The sequence below is a fragment of the Thiemannella venezuelensis genome, assembly GCF_014203605.1.
In the GTDB taxonomy this organism is placed as follows: domain Bacteria; phylum Actinomycetota; class Actinomycetes; order Streptosporangiales; family Streptosporangiaceae; genus Planomonospora_A; species Planomonospora_A venezuelensis.
The window spans coordinates 330,380-347,927 of sequence record NZ_JACHJJ010000001.1 but is presented as its reverse complement, the minus strand read 5'-3'; the positions used below and the strand labels follow the sequence as shown (position 1 = coordinate 347,927).

19 protein-coding genes are annotated in these 17,548 nt (G+C 73.0%); 10 read left to right on the top strand and 9 right to left on the bottom strand.

What is annotated here, in order from left to right:
- Positions 1-511: 511 nt before the first annotated feature.
- A complete protein-coding gene (locus FHS22_RS01780; RefSeq protein ID WP_184937710.1) occupies positions 512-1,285 on the bottom strand; it encodes a Fic family protein in 774 nt (257 codons plus the stop codon).
- A gap of 351 nt (positions 1,286-1,636) precedes the next feature.
- Here FHS22_RS01780 and acs point away from each other — a divergent pair, with 351 nt between their 5' ends.
- The 5 genes from acs to FHS22_RS01755 all read left to right on the top strand — a co-directional run bounded on the left by acs (position 1,637) and on the right by FHS22_RS01755 (position 6,945).
- Positions 1,637-3,622: an acetate--CoA ligase gene (gene acs, locus FHS22_RS01775; RefSeq protein ID WP_184938331.1), complete on the top strand. Its 1,986-nt coding sequence runs from the start codon at positions 1,637-1,639 to the stop codon at positions 3,620-3,622.
- A gap of 181 nt (positions 3,623-3,803) precedes the next feature.
- Entirely contained in the window at positions 3,804-5,045 is a 1,242-nt protein-coding gene (gene nhaA, locus FHS22_RS01770) for a Na+/H+ antiporter NhaA (protein WP_184937708.1), read from the top strand.
- 9 nt (positions 5,046-5,054) lie between these two features.
- Positions 5,055-5,534, top strand: coding sequence for a phage holin family protein (locus FHS22_RS01765; protein ID WP_184937706.1), 480 nt, complete (start codon positions 5,055-5,057; stop codon positions 5,532-5,534).
- Entirely contained in the window at positions 5,531-6,454 is a 924-nt protein-coding gene (locus FHS22_RS01760) for an alpha/beta fold hydrolase (RefSeq protein WP_184937704.1), read from the top strand. Before FHS22_RS01765 ends, FHS22_RS01760 begins: the two co-directional genes overlap by 4 nt.
- Positions 6,451-6,945, top strand: coding sequence for a DUF309 domain-containing protein (locus FHS22_RS01755; RefSeq protein WP_184937702.1), 495 nt, complete (start codon positions 6,451-6,453; stop codon positions 6,943-6,945). Before FHS22_RS01760 ends, FHS22_RS01755 begins: the two co-directional genes overlap by 4 nt.
- 3 nt (positions 6,946-6,948) lie before the next feature.
- Here the strand turns inward: FHS22_RS01755 and FHS22_RS01750 are convergent, their stop codons facing one another.
- Complete coding sequence (locus tag FHS22_RS01750; RefSeq protein WP_184937700.1) at positions 6,949-8,142, bottom strand: MarP family serine protease; 1,194 nt, start codon at positions 8,140-8,142, stop codon at positions 6,949-6,951.
- A 73-nt stretch (positions 8,143-8,215) separates the two neighbouring features.
- On the opposite strand from FHS22_RS01750, the gene FHS22_RS01745 reads away from it, so the two are divergent.
- On the top strand, positions 8,216-8,797 hold the full coding sequence (locus FHS22_RS01745) for a HEAT repeat domain-containing protein (RefSeq protein ID WP_184937698.1): 582 nt from the start codon (positions 8,216-8,218) through the stop codon (positions 8,795-8,797).
- Here FHS22_RS01745 and FHS22_RS01740 read toward each other — a convergent pair.
- Together FHS22_RS01740 and nth are read right to left on the bottom strand one after the other, a co-directional pair.
- A complete protein-coding gene (locus tag FHS22_RS01740) occupies positions 8,794-9,441 on the bottom strand; it encodes an NUDIX hydrolase (RefSeq protein ID WP_377295994.1) in 648 nt (215 codons plus the stop codon). The two genes, FHS22_RS01745 and FHS22_RS01740, sit on opposite strands and share 4 nt — an antisense overlap.
- Before the next feature lie 110 nt (positions 9,442-9,551).
- Entirely contained in the window at positions 9,552-10,271 is a 720-nt protein-coding gene (nth, locus tag FHS22_RS01735) for an endonuclease III (protein ID WP_184937694.1), read from the bottom strand.
- Positions 10,272-10,445: 174 nt separating this feature from the next.
- Between nth and FHS22_RS01730 the strand changes: the two genes are divergently transcribed.
- The gene (locus tag FHS22_RS01730) at positions 10,446-11,126 is read left to right on the top strand and encodes a Crp/Fnr family transcriptional regulator (protein WP_377295984.1); all 681 of its coding nucleotides are present in this window, start codon (positions 10,446-10,448) and stop codon (positions 11,124-11,126) included.
- 29 nt (positions 11,127-11,155) lie between these two features.
- Here the strand turns inward: FHS22_RS01730 and FHS22_RS01725 are convergent, their stop codons facing one another.
- Entirely contained in the window at positions 11,156-11,911 is a 756-nt protein-coding gene (locus FHS22_RS01725) for a DUF4386 family protein (protein ID WP_184937692.1), read from the bottom strand.
- A 170-nt stretch (positions 11,912-12,081) separates the two neighbouring features.
- Here FHS22_RS01725 and FHS22_RS01720 point away from each other — a divergent pair, with 170 nt between their 5' ends.
- Positions 12,082-12,711 (top strand): WHG domain-containing protein, encoded by a 630-nt coding sequence (locus FHS22_RS01720; RefSeq protein WP_221473084.1) that lies wholly within the window; start codon positions 12,082-12,084, stop codon positions 12,709-12,711.
- 37 nt (positions 12,712-12,748) lie between these two features.
- Here FHS22_RS01720 and FHS22_RS01715 read toward each other — a convergent pair whose 3' ends face one another.
- The 4 genes from FHS22_RS01715 to FHS22_RS01700 all read right to left on the bottom strand — a co-directional run bounded on the left by FHS22_RS01715 (position 12,749) and on the right by FHS22_RS01700 (position 15,074).
- Complete coding sequence (locus FHS22_RS01715; protein ID WP_338047553.1) at positions 12,749-13,546, bottom strand: MBL fold metallo-hydrolase; 798 nt, start codon at positions 13,544-13,546, stop codon at positions 12,749-12,751.
- A 1-nt stretch (position 13,547) separates the two neighbouring features.
- Positions 13,548-14,375 (bottom strand): NUDIX hydrolase, encoded by an 828-nt coding sequence (locus tag FHS22_RS01710; protein WP_184937688.1) that lies wholly within the window; start codon positions 14,373-14,375, stop codon positions 13,548-13,550.
- Positions 14,376-14,454: 79 nt separating this feature from the next.
- Positions 14,455-14,913: a RidA family protein gene (locus FHS22_RS01705; RefSeq protein WP_184937686.1), complete on the bottom strand. Its 459-nt coding sequence runs from the start codon at positions 14,911-14,913 to the stop codon at positions 14,455-14,457.
- A 5-nt stretch (positions 14,914-14,918) separates the two neighbouring features.
- The gene (locus tag FHS22_RS01700) at positions 14,919-15,074 is read right to left on the bottom strand and encodes a Sp36 family protein (RefSeq protein ID WP_141703503.1); all 156 of its coding nucleotides are present in this window, start codon (positions 15,072-15,074) and stop codon (positions 14,919-14,921) included.
- A 186-nt stretch (positions 15,075-15,260) separates the two neighbouring features.
- Between FHS22_RS01700 and bagA the strand changes: the two genes are divergently transcribed.
- Together bagA and bagB are read left to right on the top strand one after the other, a co-directional pair.
- Positions 15,261-16,265: an ATPase BagA gene (gene bagA / locus FHS22_RS01695; RefSeq protein ID WP_184937684.1), complete on the top strand. Its 1,005-nt coding sequence runs from the start codon at positions 15,261-15,263 to the stop codon at positions 16,263-16,265.
- 106 nt (positions 16,266-16,371) lie between these two features.
- Positions 16,372-17,502 (top strand): ATPase BagB, encoded by a 1,131-nt coding sequence (gene bagB, locus FHS22_RS01690; RefSeq protein ID WP_184937682.1) that lies wholly within the window; start codon positions 16,372-16,374, stop codon positions 17,500-17,502.
- Positions 17,503-17,548: the final 46 nt, after the last annotated feature.

Here is a 17,548-nt window from a genome sequence, read left to right as displayed (position 1 = left end):
AGCGGACCGCAGGCCCGTACCGTCCGGCCCGCCGGTCCGGGCGCCGCCCGGACCGGCGGACTGCCGATCACAGGCTGTGATCATGCCGGGACGCCGGATCGGCCCGCGGGCGGGGACCGTACGGCCGTGCGGCGTCCGGGGCGGCTCGCCGCCGGATGTCCCGCAATCCGTAAAGGTCTTGCTCCCAGGGGTTCCCATCAGCCCGGATCCGACGTACAAAGGTGGCACGGACCAAGTGTCCGGGCACGGCCATCGGGCACCCACGCGCGACCAGCCGCGGGAGGCGCGTCGAAACGGGCTTGTCCCGTCCGACGAATACAGGTGCACGCTTGGTAACCCGATGAGACGTGCCGGTGACGGCGCCCCCTCGTTGGGGCGCCGTCCGCTTTGTGCCCGCGGGCTGTCCGTAATTCCTCCGCCGGCCGAGCTCCCACCGGACGCGCCCACCGGCCACCCGCACGCCGCGCCGCACACCCCGGCCTCGCAGATCGCTCCGGCCGCACCGCACACCTCAGCCGCGCTGCATGGCCTCGCAGATCGCCGTGGCCTCCCGCACCCCGAGGACGACCGCCGAGGCGCAGTGCCGCACCCAGGTCGCGACCCCGTCGGCGGTGCCGGTCAGATAGGCGCGCAGGCTCTCCCCGTAGGCCGGCCCGAGCTCCAGGTGCCCCAGCTCCACCGCGGACAGCGACTTCGGGTCCAGCCCGAACTCCACCAGCGTCAGCCGCTCCGCCGCCCGCGCGACGACCCCGTCCGCCGAGCCGAAGGGGCGCAGCACGGCCAGTTCGGCGTGCACGACGGCGGCCAGCACGAGCGCGGGCGCCCTGGACGCCCCCGTGACCAGGCCGACCAGTCCGTCCACCCGGGCCACGGTCGCCTCGGGCCCGGGCGCGGGGCCCAGCCCGAGGGGATCGGGCGCCTCCGCGGAGGCCCGCGGGCGGCCGAGGTCCTCGGTCAGGCCGGCGGCGGCCAGCGTGTGCAGCCGGGCCAGCACCTGGCGCGGCGCCGTACGCCAGGTCGGCCCCAGCCGCCCCAGTTCGGCGGAGACGCGCAGCGCGCCCTGGACCACGGGGTCGGTGACCTCGGGGATGGCCTCCAGCGGCACGTCCACGCCGTCGAGCGCGGCGGACGCCCGGGCCCCGCGCAGGGCGGACCTCGCCGAGACCTCCGGGCTCTTGCGCCGCAGCACGCGGTGCCCGTAGAGGCGGTCCACGGCCTTTCGCACGTCGGCCACCGCCTCCGGCACTCCGGGCAGGTCGGCGATGGCAGCCAATGGGTCGCTCACGGTCCCCGACCCTACCCGCCGGTCACCGGCCTCCCGACGCCGCGGTGGAATCCGCCGGGAATCCGCGGGGAATCCGCCGGAGAACGGCCGCCCGACCGTTCACCGAACGCATCGGGCCATCCGGCGCACAGCCGTACCAGATGCGCTGGAATAACGCCTTCTACATTTCTATGGTGTCGGAATCACAACATTTCCTCCGCGATGACTACTGAGCGTTAGAAGTGATGCGAAGTCGCACGTCCCGCATCACCGATTGGTACAGACCTGTCTAGACCTCTTGTGGCAGCCCCCTGCGGGCTGGTGAAGTGGGACACATCCAAAGCCGACAAGCAGTACGAGAAGGAGTGCGTAGTGGCCCCGGAGACCCCTGGTTCCGAACCGCGTGAGACCCAGGAGACGCTGTCGAACCTGCTGCACGAGACCCGGCGGTTCGCTCCTCCTGCCGAGCTGGCCGCGGCCGCGAACGTGACCGCGCAGGCCTACACCGAGGCCGAGGCAGACCGCCTCGCGTTCTGGGAGAAGCAGGCCGACCGCCTGAGCTGGTCCACCCGCTGGAACACCGCCCTCGACTGGAACCCGCCCTTCGCCAAGTGGTTCGTCGGCGGCGAGCTGAACGTCGCCTACAACTGCGTCGACCGCCACGTCGAGGCGGGGCTGGGTGAGAAGGTCGCCTACCACTGGGAGGGCGAGCCCGAGGGCGACAGCCGTACGATCACCTACGCCGACCTGCAGAGGGAGGTCGCCAAGGCGGCGAACGCCCTGACCGAGCTGGGCGTCGGCAAGGGAGACCGGGTCGCGGTCTACATGCCGATGATCCCCGAGCTGCCGATCACGATGCTCGCCTGCGCCCGCATCGGCGCGATCCACTCGGTGGTCTTCGGCGGGTTCTCCGCCAGCGCGCTCAGCGGCCGGATCAAGGACGCCGACGCCAAGGTCGTGGTCACCGCCGACGGCGGCTACCGCCGCGGCGCGCCCAGCGCGCTCAAGCCGACCGTGGACGAGGCGGTCAAGGAGTGCCCCGGCATCGAGCGCGTGCTCGTGGTCCGCCGGACCGGCCAGGAGGTCGACTGGACCGACAAGGACGTCTGGTGGCACGACCTGGTCGACCGCCAGAGCGCCGAGCACGCGCCGGTCCCGCACGACGCCGAGCACCCGCTCTACATCCTCTACACCAGCGGCACGACCGGGAAGCCGAAGGGCATCCTGCACACCACCGGCGGCTACCTGACCCAGACCGCCTACACCCACCACGCGGTGTTCGACCTCAAGCCCGAGAACGACATCTACTGGTGCACCGCCGACATCGGCTGGGTGACCGGTCACTCCTACATCGTGTACGGCCCGCTCGCCAACGGCGCGACCAGCGTCATCTACGAGGGCACCCCGGACACCCCGCACCGCGGCCGCTTCTGGGAGATCGTCCAGAAGTACAAGGTCACGATCCTCTACACCGCGCCGACCGCGATCCGCACGTTCATGAAGTGGGGCGACGACATCCCCGCCAAGTACGACATGTCGTCCCTGCGCATCCTGGGCAGCGTCGGCGAGCCGATCAACCCCGAGGCCTACGTCTGGTACCGCGAGCACATCGGCGGCAACCGCACCCCGGTCGTCGACACCTGGTGGCAGACCGAGACCGGCGCCGTCATGATCAGCCCGCTCCCCGGCGTGACCAGCGCCAAGCCCGGCGCGGCGATGCGCCCGCTCCCCGGCATCACCGCCGACGTGGTCGACGACCAGGGCGAGAGCGTGCCCAACGGCGGCGGCGGCTTCCTGGCGATCCGCGACCCGTGGCCGTCGATGCTCCGCACGATCTGGGGCGACGACCAGCGCTACATCGACACCTACTGGTCCCGGTTCGAGGGGATGTACTTCGCGGGCGACGGCGCCAAGCGGGACGAGGACGGGGACATCTGGCTGCTCGGCCGCGTCGACGACGTCATGCTCGTCTCCGGCCACAACATCTCGACCACCGAGGTGGAGTCGGCCCTCGTCTCCCACCCGAAGGTCGCCGAGGCGGCCGTGGTCGGCGCGACCGACCCGGTGACCGGCCAGGCCATCGTCTCGTTCGTGATCCTGCGCGGCAGCGCGGAGGAGGGTGCGGACATCGCCGCCGAGCTCCGCAACCACGTGGCCAGGACGCTCGGCCCGATCGCCAAGCCCCGGCAGATCCTGGTCGTCCCCGAGCTGCCGAAGACCCGCTCGGGCAAGATCATGCGCCGCCTGCTCCGCGACGTCGCGGAGAACCGCAGCATCGGCGACGTCACCACGCTGGCCGACAGCACCGTGATGAACCTCATCTCCGAGAAGCTGCCCAGCGCCAAGAGCGAGGACTGACCTGCTCCCGGAGGGGGCGCGGACCCGCGGGTCCGCACCCCCTCCTCGTGCGCGGCCCTTCCCGTCCGCCCCGGCACCGCAAAGATCATTTAGGGTGGTCTGTGTAGGATTGGGGCAGGTGTGCCGGGAAGTCTGGTCGGCCGGTGGGGGAACCGACCTCCGCCGTAGACCCGGAGGTTCCATGCGCCGCGCCGCCGAACTGTGGCCTTTCCAGCCCACCGTCCGCTACGCCCGCCAGCTCGCCGAGGCGCTCCGCGCCGAGACCGTGGGCGGCGTCATCATGCTCCTGGCCACGGTCGCCGCGCTGGTGTGGGCCAACGTGTCCCACGACTCCTACGAGGCGCTGCGCACCACCGTCGTGGGCCCGCACGCCCTCCACCTCGACCTCGAGCTCTACAAGTGGGCCCAGAACGGCCTGCTGGCGATCTTCTTCTTCGTCGCGGGCATCGAGGTCAAGGAGGAGTTCGTCCACGGCGAGCTCGCCAACCTCCGCAAGGCGGCCCTGCCCGTCCTCGCCGCCGTCGCCGGGATGATCATGCCCGCCCTCGTCTACCTCGCGGTGAGCTGGGGCGCGCCGCAGGCCGGCCGGGGCTGGGCGGTCCCCACCGCCACCGACATCGCGTTCGCGCTGGCCGTACTGGCCGTGACGGCCAGCGCGCTGCCCGCCGCGCTGCGGGCGTTCCTGCTGACCAGCGCGGTGGTCGACGACCTCGGCGCGATCACCATCATCGCCGTCTTCTTCACCGACCACCTGAACCTCCTCGCCCTGGCCGCCGGGGCGGCGGTCATCGCCCTGTACGGCCTGCTGCAGGCCAGGCGGGTCCGGGGAGCGTGGATCTACGTTCCGCTGGCCGTCCTCGCCTGGTACCTCGTGGAGATCAGCGGCGTTCACGCGACCGTCGCCGGGGTAGCACTCGGCCTCATGACCCGCGTGCACAGCGGCCCCGGCGAGGAGAGCTCCCCCGCCGAACGGGCCGACCACCGCCTCCGGCCGGTCTCGGCGGGCTTCGCGGTCCCGGTCTTCGCCTTCCTCTCCGCCGGGGTGGTCCTCGACGCCGGCAGCCTCGGCGCGGTCGCCGGCGACAGGGTCGTCCTCGGTGTGATCGCCGGTCTGGTCGCCGGAAAGTTCCTCGGCGTCTTCGGCGGGGCGTGGCTGGCCGTACGGCTCGGCCTGGCGAGACTCTCCGAGGAACTGCACTGGCGGGACATGGCCGCGGTGTCGATACTGGCCGGAGTCGGGTTCACCGTGTCGCTGCTCATCGGCGGTCTCGCCTTCGGCGATGATCCTGAAAGGGCGGCCGCGGTGACCACCGGCGTGCTCGCGGCGAGCCTCACCGCCTCGGTTCTGGCGGCGGTCCTGCTCAGGGTGCGCGTGCGCAAACACCTCAACGCGCAGGATGATGTTGTCACCCGCGCTCGATAGGAGACGTTCATGACGCAGAATCCGGCCACGGAGCCGCAGCAGGAGGAGTCGCTGGGCGCCCTGGTCGCCGCGGCCACCGGACAGCTCTCCACCCTGGTCCGCGCGGAGATCGAGCTGGCCAAGGCCGAGTTCAGGTTCGACGCCAAGCGGGTCGGCATGGCGGTGGGGCTGTTCGCCGCCGCGGCGTTCATCGCCCACCTGTGCCTGATCCTCATCTCGTTCGTCATCGCCTACGCCCTGGTGGCCGTGTTCGACTGGCCGGAGGTCGCCGCCTTCGGCACCGTCACCGGCTTCTACGTGATCCTCGCCGGTCTGCTGGTCTTCATCGGCGTGCGGCGGTTCAAGGGACTCACGGGAATGAGGCGGACGATCCGCTCGCTGAAGCACCTGAAGAGCGGCGAGAGCGAATCCGCCCCCGCCGCCGTCCCCGCGCCGCCCACCGCCGGTCGGCTCGGCTCACACCGGGAGTCGGTGAGTCCGGAGAAGTGAACCAGTCCGAGGAGTCCGTGATCCGGGCCGAGGGCCCGTGGACCCACCGCTCCGTGCACGCACGCGGCACCCGCTTCCATGTCGTGGAGGCCGGCGAGGGCCCGCTCGTGCTGCTGCTGCACGGCTTCCCCCAGTTCTGGTGGAGCTGGCGCCACCAGCTCGTCTCCCTGCCCGCGGCGGGATACCGCGCCGTGGCCGTCGACCTGCGCGGCTACGGCGGGAGCGACAAGTCGCCGCGCGGCTACGACCTGCCCGCCCTGGCCGCCGACGCGGCCGGGCTGGTCCGCGCGCTGGGCGAGACCGGGGCCACGGTCGTCGGTCACGACTGGGGCGGCCTGGTGGCCTGGACGATGGCCGTCCTGGACCCCAAGGTGGTCCGGCGGCTGGTCCCGGTCTCGGCGCCGCACCCGCTCCGGCTCCGCTCCGCGCTGCGTTCGGAGCCGTTCGGCCAGCTCAGGGCGAGCCGCCACGCGCTCGGCTTCCAGCTGCCGATCCTGCCCGAGCGCCGGCTGACCGCCGCCGGCGCCGCCCTGGTCGGCAGGTTCCTGCGGGAGTGGTCCGGGCCCGGATGGCCGGAGGAGGAGGTCTCGCGGACCTACCGCGAGGCGTTCCGCGTCCCCAACGTCTCGCACTGCGCGCTGGAGTACCACCGCTGGTTCGCCCGCTCGCAGTTCCGCCCGGACGGGCTGCGCTACGCCAGGACCATGCGCGCGGAGATCGAGACGCCCACGCTGCAGCTGCACGGCGCGCTCGACGGGCGCATGCTGCCGCGCACCGCCCAGGGCTCCGGCCGCTACGTGGCCGCCCCCTACCGGTGGCGGCTGGTCGAGGGCGCCGGGCACTTCCCGCACGAGGAGCGGCCCGAGGTCTTCGACGCCGAGCTGATCGGCTGGCTCGCCGACGAGGAGCCCGACCGGTGACCTCCGGCGGCCCCGGCGCCCGCGCGGAGGGCCCGACGCCCTCCAGGGACCGCGACCCGGACGGGCGCGCCCGCAACCAGCGGCCCCGGGACGCCTTCGGGCGCCCCCTGCCGCACGGCGCCGAGGGGGTGGAGCGGATCCCCGACGACTACGCCCCGGACGCCGCGGAGGCGCTCGCCGAGGCGCGCCGCCTGCTCGGCGAGGAGCGGCCCTTCCACGCGCACGAGGTGCTGGAGGCGCGCTGGAAGACCGGCCCGGCCGAGGAGCGGGAGCTCTGGCAGGGGCTCGCGCAGATCTGCGTCGGCCTCACCCACCTGCAGCGGGGCAACCCGCGCGGTGCCTCGGCGCTGCTGGCGCGCGGCGCCGACCGGATCGGCCGGTACGGCGCGCCGTACGGGACGCTCGCCCGGGCGGCCCGGGAACTGGCCGCACGGGAGCCGTCGGGCCTGGACGCCGCGGTGGCGATCGCCGGGATCAGAGCCCTGCTGTAGGGGTCAGTGGTCGCACTCCTGGGTGTCCACCCGGTTGGACAGCCGGGAGCCGTCGTCGGCGTCCGGGGCGACCTCACCGGCGGTGAGGACGTAACCGGTCTCCTGCTGGTCGAGCGCGGCGGCGAAGACCACGCCGTAGACCCGGCCGTCGGGGGTGAGCAGCGGCCCGCCGGAGTTGCCGGGCCGGACCAGGCCGCGGATCGAGTAGACGTCGCGGTTGACCGTCTTGCTCTCGTAGATGTCGGAGCCCACGGCCCGCTGGCGGGTCCGGATGCGGGCGGGGTCGAGGGTGTAGCCCTTCCCGTGCGGGAAGCCCGCCACGATCGCGTCGTCGCCTTTGGAGGCGGTGCCGTCGAACCTCAGGAGCGGCAGGTTCAGGTCGGCGACGTGCAGGATCGCGATGTCCCGGTCGGGGTTGTAGAGCACGACCCTGGCCGGGCGGACGTTGTTGCGGTAGTCGACGACCGAGAGGTCCTGGTTCACCCCGGCGACCACGTGGGCGTTGGTCATGATCTTGTTCGGCGCGTAGACGAACCCGGTGCCCTCGATGTGCCGCCGGCAGCTCGACGCGACGCCCTGGACCTTGACGATGCCCTTGCGGGCGCGGGCCAGCTCCGGGCTCGTGGAGGTGCTCTGGTCGGGCGGGGGCACGTCGACGAACTGGGCGGCCCCGATGTTCTCGAACACCTGCGGGAAGCCCGACGTGTCGATGAAGTTCTTGATCGGCTTCTGGATGTCCTTGGCCGCCTGGGGGATCGCCTGGTCGACGGCGCCCAGCAGCAGCGACTTGTTGACCTGCTCACTGATCAGCGTGAACGGCGAGGAGGCGAACAGCGAGCCGATGAACCAGGCGACGATCAGCACCGCCATGGCGCTGGCGAACGTGCCGCCGACCGCGTCGACGACCTTCGCCGGCTCCCAGGTGACGTGGCTGCGGACCACCGCGCCGATCGTCGAGGACGCGAACTGGCTGACGATGGCGGTGAGGAAGACGATCACGATGGCGAGCAGCGCCCGCTCGGTGTCGCCGTCGACCACGGCCTCGGCGATCGGGGGCGCGATGAAGACGCCCAGCAGCACGCCGCCGACGAACCCGACGAAGCTCAACGCGCCGATGATGAACCCCTGCCGGTATCCCGACACGGCGAAGGCCACCATCAACGCGATCAGGACGAGGTCGAGGAGATCACCGCTCACCCCTTTAAGGTATCCAGCCGCCGCGCCGCGCGTGCACTCCTTCCGGCGGCCGCGTGCTGGTTATCGTGGCCTCATGGCGACGATCGGGGGACCGGTGCCCGTCTCCTCGCTGATCGAGGAGGCCCTGCGGGACCCGGACCAGGACGGTACGGCCCGCTGGCAGGCGATCACCGCCCTGCACGAGCGCGCCGATCTGGAGACCTTCACCGCGGCGCGGCGGCTGTGCGGGGGCGGGAGCGCGGCCGAGCGCATGCTCGGGATCGACGTCCTCGCCGGGCTCGGCTTCACCGACCGGAGCCTGCCGGTGCTGCGCTACCTGGCCGCCAGCGAGGACGACCCGATGGTGCTCTACTCGGTGCTGATCGCCTTCGGCCACCTGCGCGACCCCCGCGCGCTGCCCTCGGTGATCACGCTGTCCGAGCACCCCGACGCCGGTGTCCGGTACGGCGCCGCCTACGCGCTGCCGAACATCGTCGGCAGCCCGCCCGACCCGGCGGGGCTGGCCGCGCTGCGCCGCCTGGCCGCGGACCCCGACGACGACGTCGCCGACTGGGCCTGCCTCGGGATGGCCCTGGTCGGCGGCTCCCCGCCCGCGGAGAACGGGGGAGCCGGCGCGGAGCCGGGCCGGTCGCCCGGCGCCGGCCGCGCCGGCTAGCCGCGGGAGGCGAGGTCCAGGACGTCGGGCGGGAGGTCCTCGACCCGTGACGCGTCCCACGGGAGCGCGAAGCCGGAGTCGGCGAGGACCCCGTCGAGCACGCCCGCGGTGAACCCCCAGACCAGCAGGTTCCGCACCCGGAACGCGGGCCCGGAGTAGCCGCTCGGGTGCCTCAGCCTGAGCCGGTTGGCCGGGTCGACCAGCTCGGCGATCGGGACCCGCTCCACCGCCTCCACCTCGTCGGGCGAGGCCGCGTGCACGGCCGAGGGCGTGTGCCACCAGCCGATGACCGGGGTGACCCGGTTGTCGCTGCGCCAGACGTACAGCTCGGGCATGGTGCCGACCACGTGGACGCCTGCCGGGTCGAGGCCGGTCTCCTCCTCCGCCTCGCGCAGCGCGGCGGCGACCGGGCCGCCGTCGGCGGGGTCGACTCCCCCACCGGGGAAGGCGGGCTGCCCGGCGTGCCGCCGCCCCCGCGAGCTGCGCTGGATCAGCAGCACGTCGGGGCCGAGCGGCCCCTCGCCGAACAGCAGCAGAACAGCGGCCGGCCGCCCTCCGGACCGGGGCGGGCGCAGCTCCGCGGGAACCGTCGCCCTCGCGGCCCGCTCGGCCAGCGTCTCCAACCATCCAGGCACTTCCACGATCACACCTCCGATGCTCTCCAACACGGCGTCGCCCGCCGGTGCTTCCCGGGCTCGCGGTCCCGGCCGGCCCGGTTCTCCAGGTCCGCGGACGCCCGCCGGCCCGGCCGGGGCTACGAGAACGGGCCCGGGCGGACCAGCTTCGCGGCCTCGGCGGGGTCCGCGGGGCCGGTGCCGTACGCCGGGCAGAGGGCGGCCAGCGGGCAGGCGCCGCAGGCGGGCCTGCGCGCGTGGCAGATGCGGCGGCCGTGCCAGATCAGGCGGTGGGAGGCCATCGTCCAGTCCCGCTTCGGGATCAATCCGCCGACGACCTGCTCGATCTTGACGGGGTCCGTCTCCGCGGTCCAGCCGAACCGGCGGACGAGCCGCTGGAAGTGGGTGTCCACGGTGATCCCCGGGACGCCGAAGGCGTTGCCGAGGACCACGTTGGCGGTCTTGCGCCCGACGCCCGGCAGCGCCACGAGGTCCTTCAGCCTTCCCGGGACCTCCCCGCCGTGGCGGTCGCACAGGGTCTGGGCCATGCCGATGATGCTGCCGGCCTTGGCCCGGAAGAACCCGGTGGACCGGATGACCTCCTCCAGCTCGGCCCGGTCCGCCCCGGCGTAGTCTTCCGCAGACTTATATTTCGCAAAAAGTGCGGGTGTGACCATGTTGACCCGCTTGTCGGTGCACTGCGCGGACAGGATCGTGGCGACGAGCAACTGCAGCGGGTCGCCGAAGTCGAGCTCGCAGTGCGCGTCGGGGTAGGTCTCCGCCAGGATCCGGTCCATCCGCCGGGCGCGGCGGACCAGCGCCAGCCGGGACTCGCCCGCCGGACTGTCTTCACGGGGCATTCCGACACCTTATGCGCTCCCGTCCGTTCCCACGGGGCCCTTGGAGAGCGGGCGGTGGGATGGGTCACAATGGCTGTTGCGGATACCGGGGATGGAGAACGCGGCGTTCGCGACAGCACCACATGAGTGCGGCGAACCGGCCGGCGACAGGTCAGCCGTGAACAAGGAGGCATCGTGAACACCGAAGACGTGCTGGGCAAGGCCCCTCTCTTCGCCGCACTCGACCGTGAGGGCGCCGCCGCCCTGCGCACGAGCATCTCCGAGATCCGGCTCTCCAAGGGACAGACCCTCTTCAGCGAGAACGAGACCGGCGACCGGCTCTACGTCGTCCTCGAAGGCAAGATCAAGCTCTCCAGGACCGCGCCCGACGGCCGGGAGAACCTGCTCAGCGTGCTCGGGCCGAGCGAGATGTTCGGCGAGCTCTCGCTGTTCGACCCCCGCCCCCGTACGGCCTCCGCCATCGCCCTGACCGACGTCCGGCTCGCCGGGCTCGGCCACGACGACCTGCGCCCCTGGCTGACCGGCCGCCCCGAGGTCGCCCTGCACCTGCTGCGCGCCCTGGCCCAGCGGCTGCGCCGTACCAACGACGTGCTGGCCGACCTGGTCTTCACCGACGTCCCCGGCCGGGTCGCCAAGGCCCTGCTCGACCTGGCCGACCGCTTCGGCCAGAAGGTCGACGACGGCGTCCGGGTCCACCACGACCTCACCCAGGAGGAGCTGGCCCAGCTCGTCGGGGCCTCGCGCGAGACCGTGAACAAGGCCCTGGCCGACTTCGCCCAGCGCGGCTGGCTGCGCATCGAGGCCAAGGCCGTGGTCATCATGGACATCGAGCGCCTGCACAACCGCTCCCGCTAGCGGGACCGGGCGTTCCTGCGGGCGGCCCGTCACCGCCCGCCCGGCAGAGGAGCGCGGCCCTGCGCGCTCCCGGCGCCGCGCCCCCGATCGGCGCGGCCTCGCGCCATCGCGACGCCGACGGCGGCCAGCCACAGGGTGATCGAGGCGCTGGACAGGCTGACCAGGGCGCCGGAGTCGACGCCCGCCAGCTCGACGGCCGGGGCGGCGACCAGGACGACGACGGGGACACCGGCGCGGCGGGCCCACCGGGGCAGGCCCGGCCCGGCGATCGTGGCGGCCAGCCACAGCGCGGCGAAGACGCTGACCCCGAGGATCTCGCCGATGGCGCCGCCGAAGTCGTTCAGGGTGCCGAACTGGACGGCGATCGCCTCTCTCGTCGCCTGCGACGGGTTCCGCCGCCACTGCTCGGCCAGCGGGAACGCGGTGGACAGCCATCGCGTGATCCCGACCGTCCGGGCGAGGGCGGACGCGGCGGCGGCGCCGACGGCGATCCAGACGGCGACCGTGACCGGCCCCTGCCTCCGCCACAGCGAGACGCCGACGGCGGCCGGGAGGAAGGCGACGCTGTAGGCGAGGTACACGAGATATCCCAGCCGGGTCGGCAGCTCGTTCTCGAGCAGCCGGGGCAATGCGGTCTCGGCGGGGTCGCCGAGCGAGGCCGGCCAGCCGATGGCGGCGCCGAGCACGGTCAGCGGCACGAAGATGAGCAGGCTCACGGCGACGGTGAGCAGTCCTCGGACGCGTTCACCCGATGCCGGTAGGGGTCCGAGCGCGACGGTGGTCATGGCGGTTTCCTTTGCTGGTCGGTCACGGGGAACGGCCGGGCCGGCGGGCCGCGGCGCGGCGCGGGCGACACCGGCACGATCAATCACCGTTCGAAATTCAAACGGTGTTTGGCATGAGAAGCCCCAACAGTGTTTGGAAAGTCAAGAGCGTTCGGGATAACCTCTCTCAGGTGAACGAGCACCGAGAGGAGTCGCGGCGGGGCCGCCAGCGCCGCGAACTCACCGCGGAGATCATCGCCATCGCCCTCCGCCGGCTCGACGAGGGCGGTCCCGACAACGTGTCCTGGCGCGGCATCGCCCGGGAGGTCGGCATGAACCCGGCGTCGCTCTACACGTACTTCCCAAGCCTCGAAGACCTGTTCACAGCCATGATCACCGACAGCTTCGAGCGGCTCGCCGCCGCCGTCGAGGAGGGGCGCGCCGCCGAGGGCGCCGCTCCCGCCGACCGTTTCCTCGCCTGCGTCCGGGCCTACCGGTCCTGGGCCGTCGCCAACCCCCGGCGCTTCAACCTGATCTGGACCGATCAGCTGCCCGGCTACGCGGCACCCGCCGAGGGACCGACCGTGTCCGCCGAGCGGTCCGTCTACCGCCCGTTCCTGTCCGTCATCGGCGAGGTCAAAGGCCGCTCCTACCGCTTCGAGGAGCTCTCCGGCCTGCCGGCCGACGAGCGGCACTGGCTGCTCGGTCTCTTCGGCACCATGCACGGGCTGGTCTCGCTCGAGATCAACCACCATCTCGCGCCGTCGTCCGTCGACGGGGAGGAGTGCCTGGTCAGCCAGATGGCGCGCACCCTGCTCTGACGGCGGGACGGCTCCCGCCCCGCCCGGCGTGCCGGACTCAGCCCCGGAGCCCGTCGAGGTAGTCGAGCTGGGCCCGGACCGACATCTCGGCCGCCGGCCAGAGCGAGCGGTCCACCTCCGCGTAGACGACCTCGACGATCTCCCGCGGCGTGGCGGCGCCCCGCTCGCGCGCCCGCCGGATCTGGTCCAGGCGCTGCCTGCGGTGGGCGAGGTACCCGTCCAGGGCGGCGATCGGGTCGGACAGCACCGGGCCGTGCCCGGGCAGCAGCGCCCGCGCCCCCACCCGCTCGGCGGTGGCGCGCAGCCGGTCCAGGGACCGGAGGTAGTCGGCCAGGTCGCCGTCCGGGGCGATCACGGTGGTGCCCCGGCCGAGCACGGTGTCCCCGGTCAGCATCGCCCCGTCCTCGGGCAGCCAGAAGCAGAGCGAGTCGAACGAGTGGCCGGGCGTGCCGACCGCGTGGAGCTCCAGCCCGCCCGCGGCGACCACGTCGCCGTCGCCGAGCCCCTCGTCGCCGAGCCGGTGCCGGGGGTCCAGCGCCCGCACCGGGGCCCCCACCAGGCCGGCGAAGGCCCGCGCGCCACCGCTGTGGTCGTGGTGGCCGTGGGTGAGCAGGATCGCGACCACCCTGCGGTCGCGCAGGTGGTCGGCGACCCGGGCCAGGTGCCGCCCGTCGTCCGGGCCGGGATCGACGACCAGCACCTCCTCCCCGCGCCCGATCACCCAGGTGTTGGTGCCGTCCAGGGTCATCGGCGACGGGTTCGGGGCGAGCAGGTTGAGCGCGTGCGCCGTACCGGCGCCGTCCGGCCCCTCCAGCGGGATCCGCAGACCGCTCACGTCAGGAGCCGCCGAACCGGTAGTCGTCGTCGAGGACGATGTGCATCTCACCGTCCACCTCGGCGATCCTCGGCATGAAGGTGACGATCTCCCGCTCGGCCTGGAGCACGTCGGTGACCTTCTCGTAGGCGGCCAGTTCCTTCAGGGTGCGGTGGGTCGGCGGCATCAGGAAGATCCGGCCGCTCCCGGCCTGCTCGATCGCCTCGGCGGGCCGCACCCAGGCCACCTGGTCGGCCTCGCCGCCGACGTCGCGGGTGCGCTGGCCGGGAGGGAGCGCGGCGACGAAGAAGCGGGTGTCGAACCGCTTGTTCTCGACCTCGGGGGTGATCCAGTGCGCCCAGGGGCGGAGCAGGTCGGCGCGGAGGACCAGGCCGCGCTTGTCCAGGAAGTCGGCGAAGGAGAGGCTCCGCGCGATCAGGGCGAGCCGGTCGGCCTCCCAGTCGTCCCCGGTGGTGTCGGCCACGACGGACTCCGGCGACGGCCCGGCGAGCAGCACGCCCGACTCCTCGAACGTCTCCCGGACCGCCGCGCAGACCAGGCCGCGCGCGGTCTTGTCGTCGGCGCGGAAGACCTCGCCCCACTCCGCGGGCGAGGGCCCGGCCCAGGCGATCGCGTGGTCGGCGTCGCGCGGATCCACCGAGCCGCCGGGGAAGACGTAGGCCCCCGCCGCGAAGGCCATGCTCGCCTTCCGCCGGAGCAGGTAGACCTCGACGCCCTCCCGGAGGACGACCACGGTGGCGGCATCCCGGGCCGGGACGGGCTCCACCCGCCCGGCCAGGATGTCGCGTGCGCGCTCGCCGAGCTCCCCCGGGAGCGGAATTCCACCCATATCCGAACCTTTCACCCGAACATCACTCGGTTTTCCGGTCCATCATGTGGTACGGATCACGCTCCGGACAATCGGAGCGTCAGCGGACCTCAGCGATCAACTCGACCTCGACCGGCGCGTCCAGCGGCAGGACGGCGACGCCCACCGCGCTGCGGGCGTGCCTGCCGGCCTCCCCGAACACCTCACCGAGCAGCTCGCTGGCGCCGTTGACGACCTGCGGGTGCCCGGTGAAGTCGGGGGCGCTGGCCACGTAGCCGACGACCTTGACGATCCGGACCACGTTGGACAGGCCGCCCGCCGCCGACGCGACCGCGGCGAGGGCGTTGAGCGCGCAGGTCCTGGCGAGCTCGCGGGCCTCCTCGGCGCTCACCTCGGCGCCGACCTTGCCGGTCGCCGCGAGCTTGCCGTCCACCATCGGGATCTGGCCCGACGTGTAGACGTGGTCGCCCGAGCGGACGGCCGGGACGTACGCCGCCAGCGGCGCCACGACCTCGGGCAGGGTCAGGCCGAGCTCGGCCAGCTTCTCCTCCGGAGACACCGGCCCTACTCCTTCGGACGCTTCAGGTAGGCGACCAGCTGCTCGGGGTTCGGCCCCGGCACGACCTGGACGAGCTCCCAGCCGTCCTGGCCCCAGTTGTCGAGAATCTGCTTGGTCGCGTGGACCAGCAGCGGCACCGTCGAGTACTCCCATTTCGTCATGCGAGACACATTAGCGAGCGGGCCCGGTCCCGATCCCGTCAGCGGTGCGCGACAGGCCTCCGGCGGGGTCGGGGCCGGACCGCGGAAGGCGGGGGAAGGGGCCGCGGTGGCGGGCCGGAGTGTGAGTCGCGTCCCAAACGACGGCCACCGCGAATCGCCGGTTGACCGTTGGGTAGCCTTCGAAACGTGAGTTCGCGCGATACCGACTGGGATGGTGTACGACTGCACGTCGTCACCGGCAAGGGCGGCACCGGCAAGACCACGGTGGCCGCCGCGCTGGCCCTCGCGCTCGCCGCGGACGGCCGGAAGGTGCTCCTGGTCGAGGTCGAGGGGCGGCAGGGCATCGCCCAGGTCTTCGACCTGCCGCCGCTGCCGTACGAGGAGCGGCGGGTCGCCGTCGCGCCCGGCGGCGGGGACGTCTACGCGCTGGCCGTCGACCCCGAAGAGGCCATGCTCGAATACCTCGAGATGTTCTACGGCATGCGCCGGGCGGGCCGGGCGCTGAGCAAGATGGGCATCGTCGACTTCGCCACCACCATCGCCCCGGGCTTCCGCGACGTCCTCGTCACCGGCAAGACCACCGAGGCCGTCCGCCGCAAGGGCAAGGACGGCCGGAGGATCTACGACGCGGTCGTGCTCGACGCGCCGCCGACCGGCCGGATCGTGCGCTTCCTCAACGTCACCAACGAGGTCGCCGGCCTTGCCAGGGTCGGGCCCATCAAGAACCACGCCGACCTCGTGAGCGGGGTCGTGGCCTCTCCCGAGACCGCCGTGCACTTCGTCACGCTCCTGGAGGAGATGCCGGTCCAGGAGACCCTCGACGGGATCACCGAGCTCCGCGGGGCGGGCCTGCCCGCCGGCGGCGTCTTCACCAACATGGTCCGGACCTCCGGGCTGCCCGAGGCCGCTCTCGACGCCGCCGCGGCGGGCCGCTTCGACCCGATGGAGCTGGCGCTGGGGCTCAAGGCGGCCGGGCTGGCCGACGGCGACCCGAACGCCGCCGCCCTGGCCGAGGCCCTCGCCCAGGAGATCTCCGAGCACGCCCGCCGTACCGAGCTGGAGCGTCAGGAGCGCGTCTCGCTCGACGCCGCCGGACGGCCCCGCTACGAGCTGCCGCTGCTGCCGGACGGGGTGGACCTGGCCGGGCTGTACGAACTGGCCGAGTCGATCCGGGCCCAGGGGGCGGCGTGAGCGGGCGGACCGAGGACACGGCGGCACCGCGCACCAGGGGCGCGGCGGCACCGCGGACGCGGCCGAAGGAGGCGGCGTGCGCGGCTCAGGGAGTGATTCAGGGAGCATGGTGAAGAACGTCCCGGTTCTCGACCTCGATGCGATCATTGACGACCCGGGCACCCGGATCATCGTCTGCTGCGGTTCGGGCGGTGTCGGCAAGACCACCACCGCGGCCGCCCTGGGCCTGCGGGCCGCCGAACGCGGCCGGCACGCCGTCGTCCTCACCGTGGATCCGGCACGGCGGCTGGCTCAGTCGATGGGCCTGTCCGAGCTCGACAACACGCCCCGGCCGGTGGCGGGGGTGACGGGCGAGGGCACGCTGCACGCCATGATGCTCGACATGAAGCGGACCTTCGACGAGATCATCGAGGCGCACGCGGACCCCGAACGGGCACGCCAGATCCTGACGAATCCCTTCTACCAGTCCCTCTCCTCCAGCTTCTCCGGCACCCAGGAGTACATGGCGATGGAGAAGCTCGGCCAGCTCCGCCGGTCGGGCGAGTGGGACCTGATCATCGTCGACACCCCGCCGTCCCGTTCCGCGCTGGACTTCCTGGACGCGCCGGAACGGCTCGGCCGGTTCCTGGACGGCCGGTTCATCCGCATGCTGACCGCCCCCGCCAAGGCGGGCGGGCGCAGCGCCTTCAAGCTGCTCAACGCGGGGTTCGGGCTCGTCGCCGGGGCCATGACCAAGCTGCTGGGCGCGCAGGTCCTCAAGGACCTGCAGACGTTCGTCTCCGCCCTGGACGCGGTCTTCGGAGGCTTCCGGGCCCGGGCCGAGCAGACCTACAGGCTGCTGCAGGCGCCCGGCACCGCCTTCGTGGTCGTCGCCGCCCCCGAACGGGACGCGATGCGCGAGGCCTCCTACTTCGTGGAGCGGCTGGCCGACGAGCGCATGCCCCTGGCCGGCCTCGTGGTCAACCGGGTGCACCTCCCGACCGCGGGCGGGCTCTCGGCCGCCCGGAGCGCCGCCGCGGCCGAGGACCTGGAGGCGCGCGGCGAGCACGAGCTGACCGCGGCGGCGCTCCGGCTGCACGCGGGCCGGATGCAACTGGCCGCTCGCGAGCAGCGCCAGCAGGAGCACTTCGCCTCCGCGCACCCCACGGTGCCGATGGCGCAGGTCCCCGCGATGCCCGCGGACGTGCACGATCTGGAGGGACTGCGCCGGGTGGGCGCGCTGCTGGCCGCGCAGTGACTCACGCACGGTGACCTGCGCACGGTGACCCGCGCGCGGCGACCCG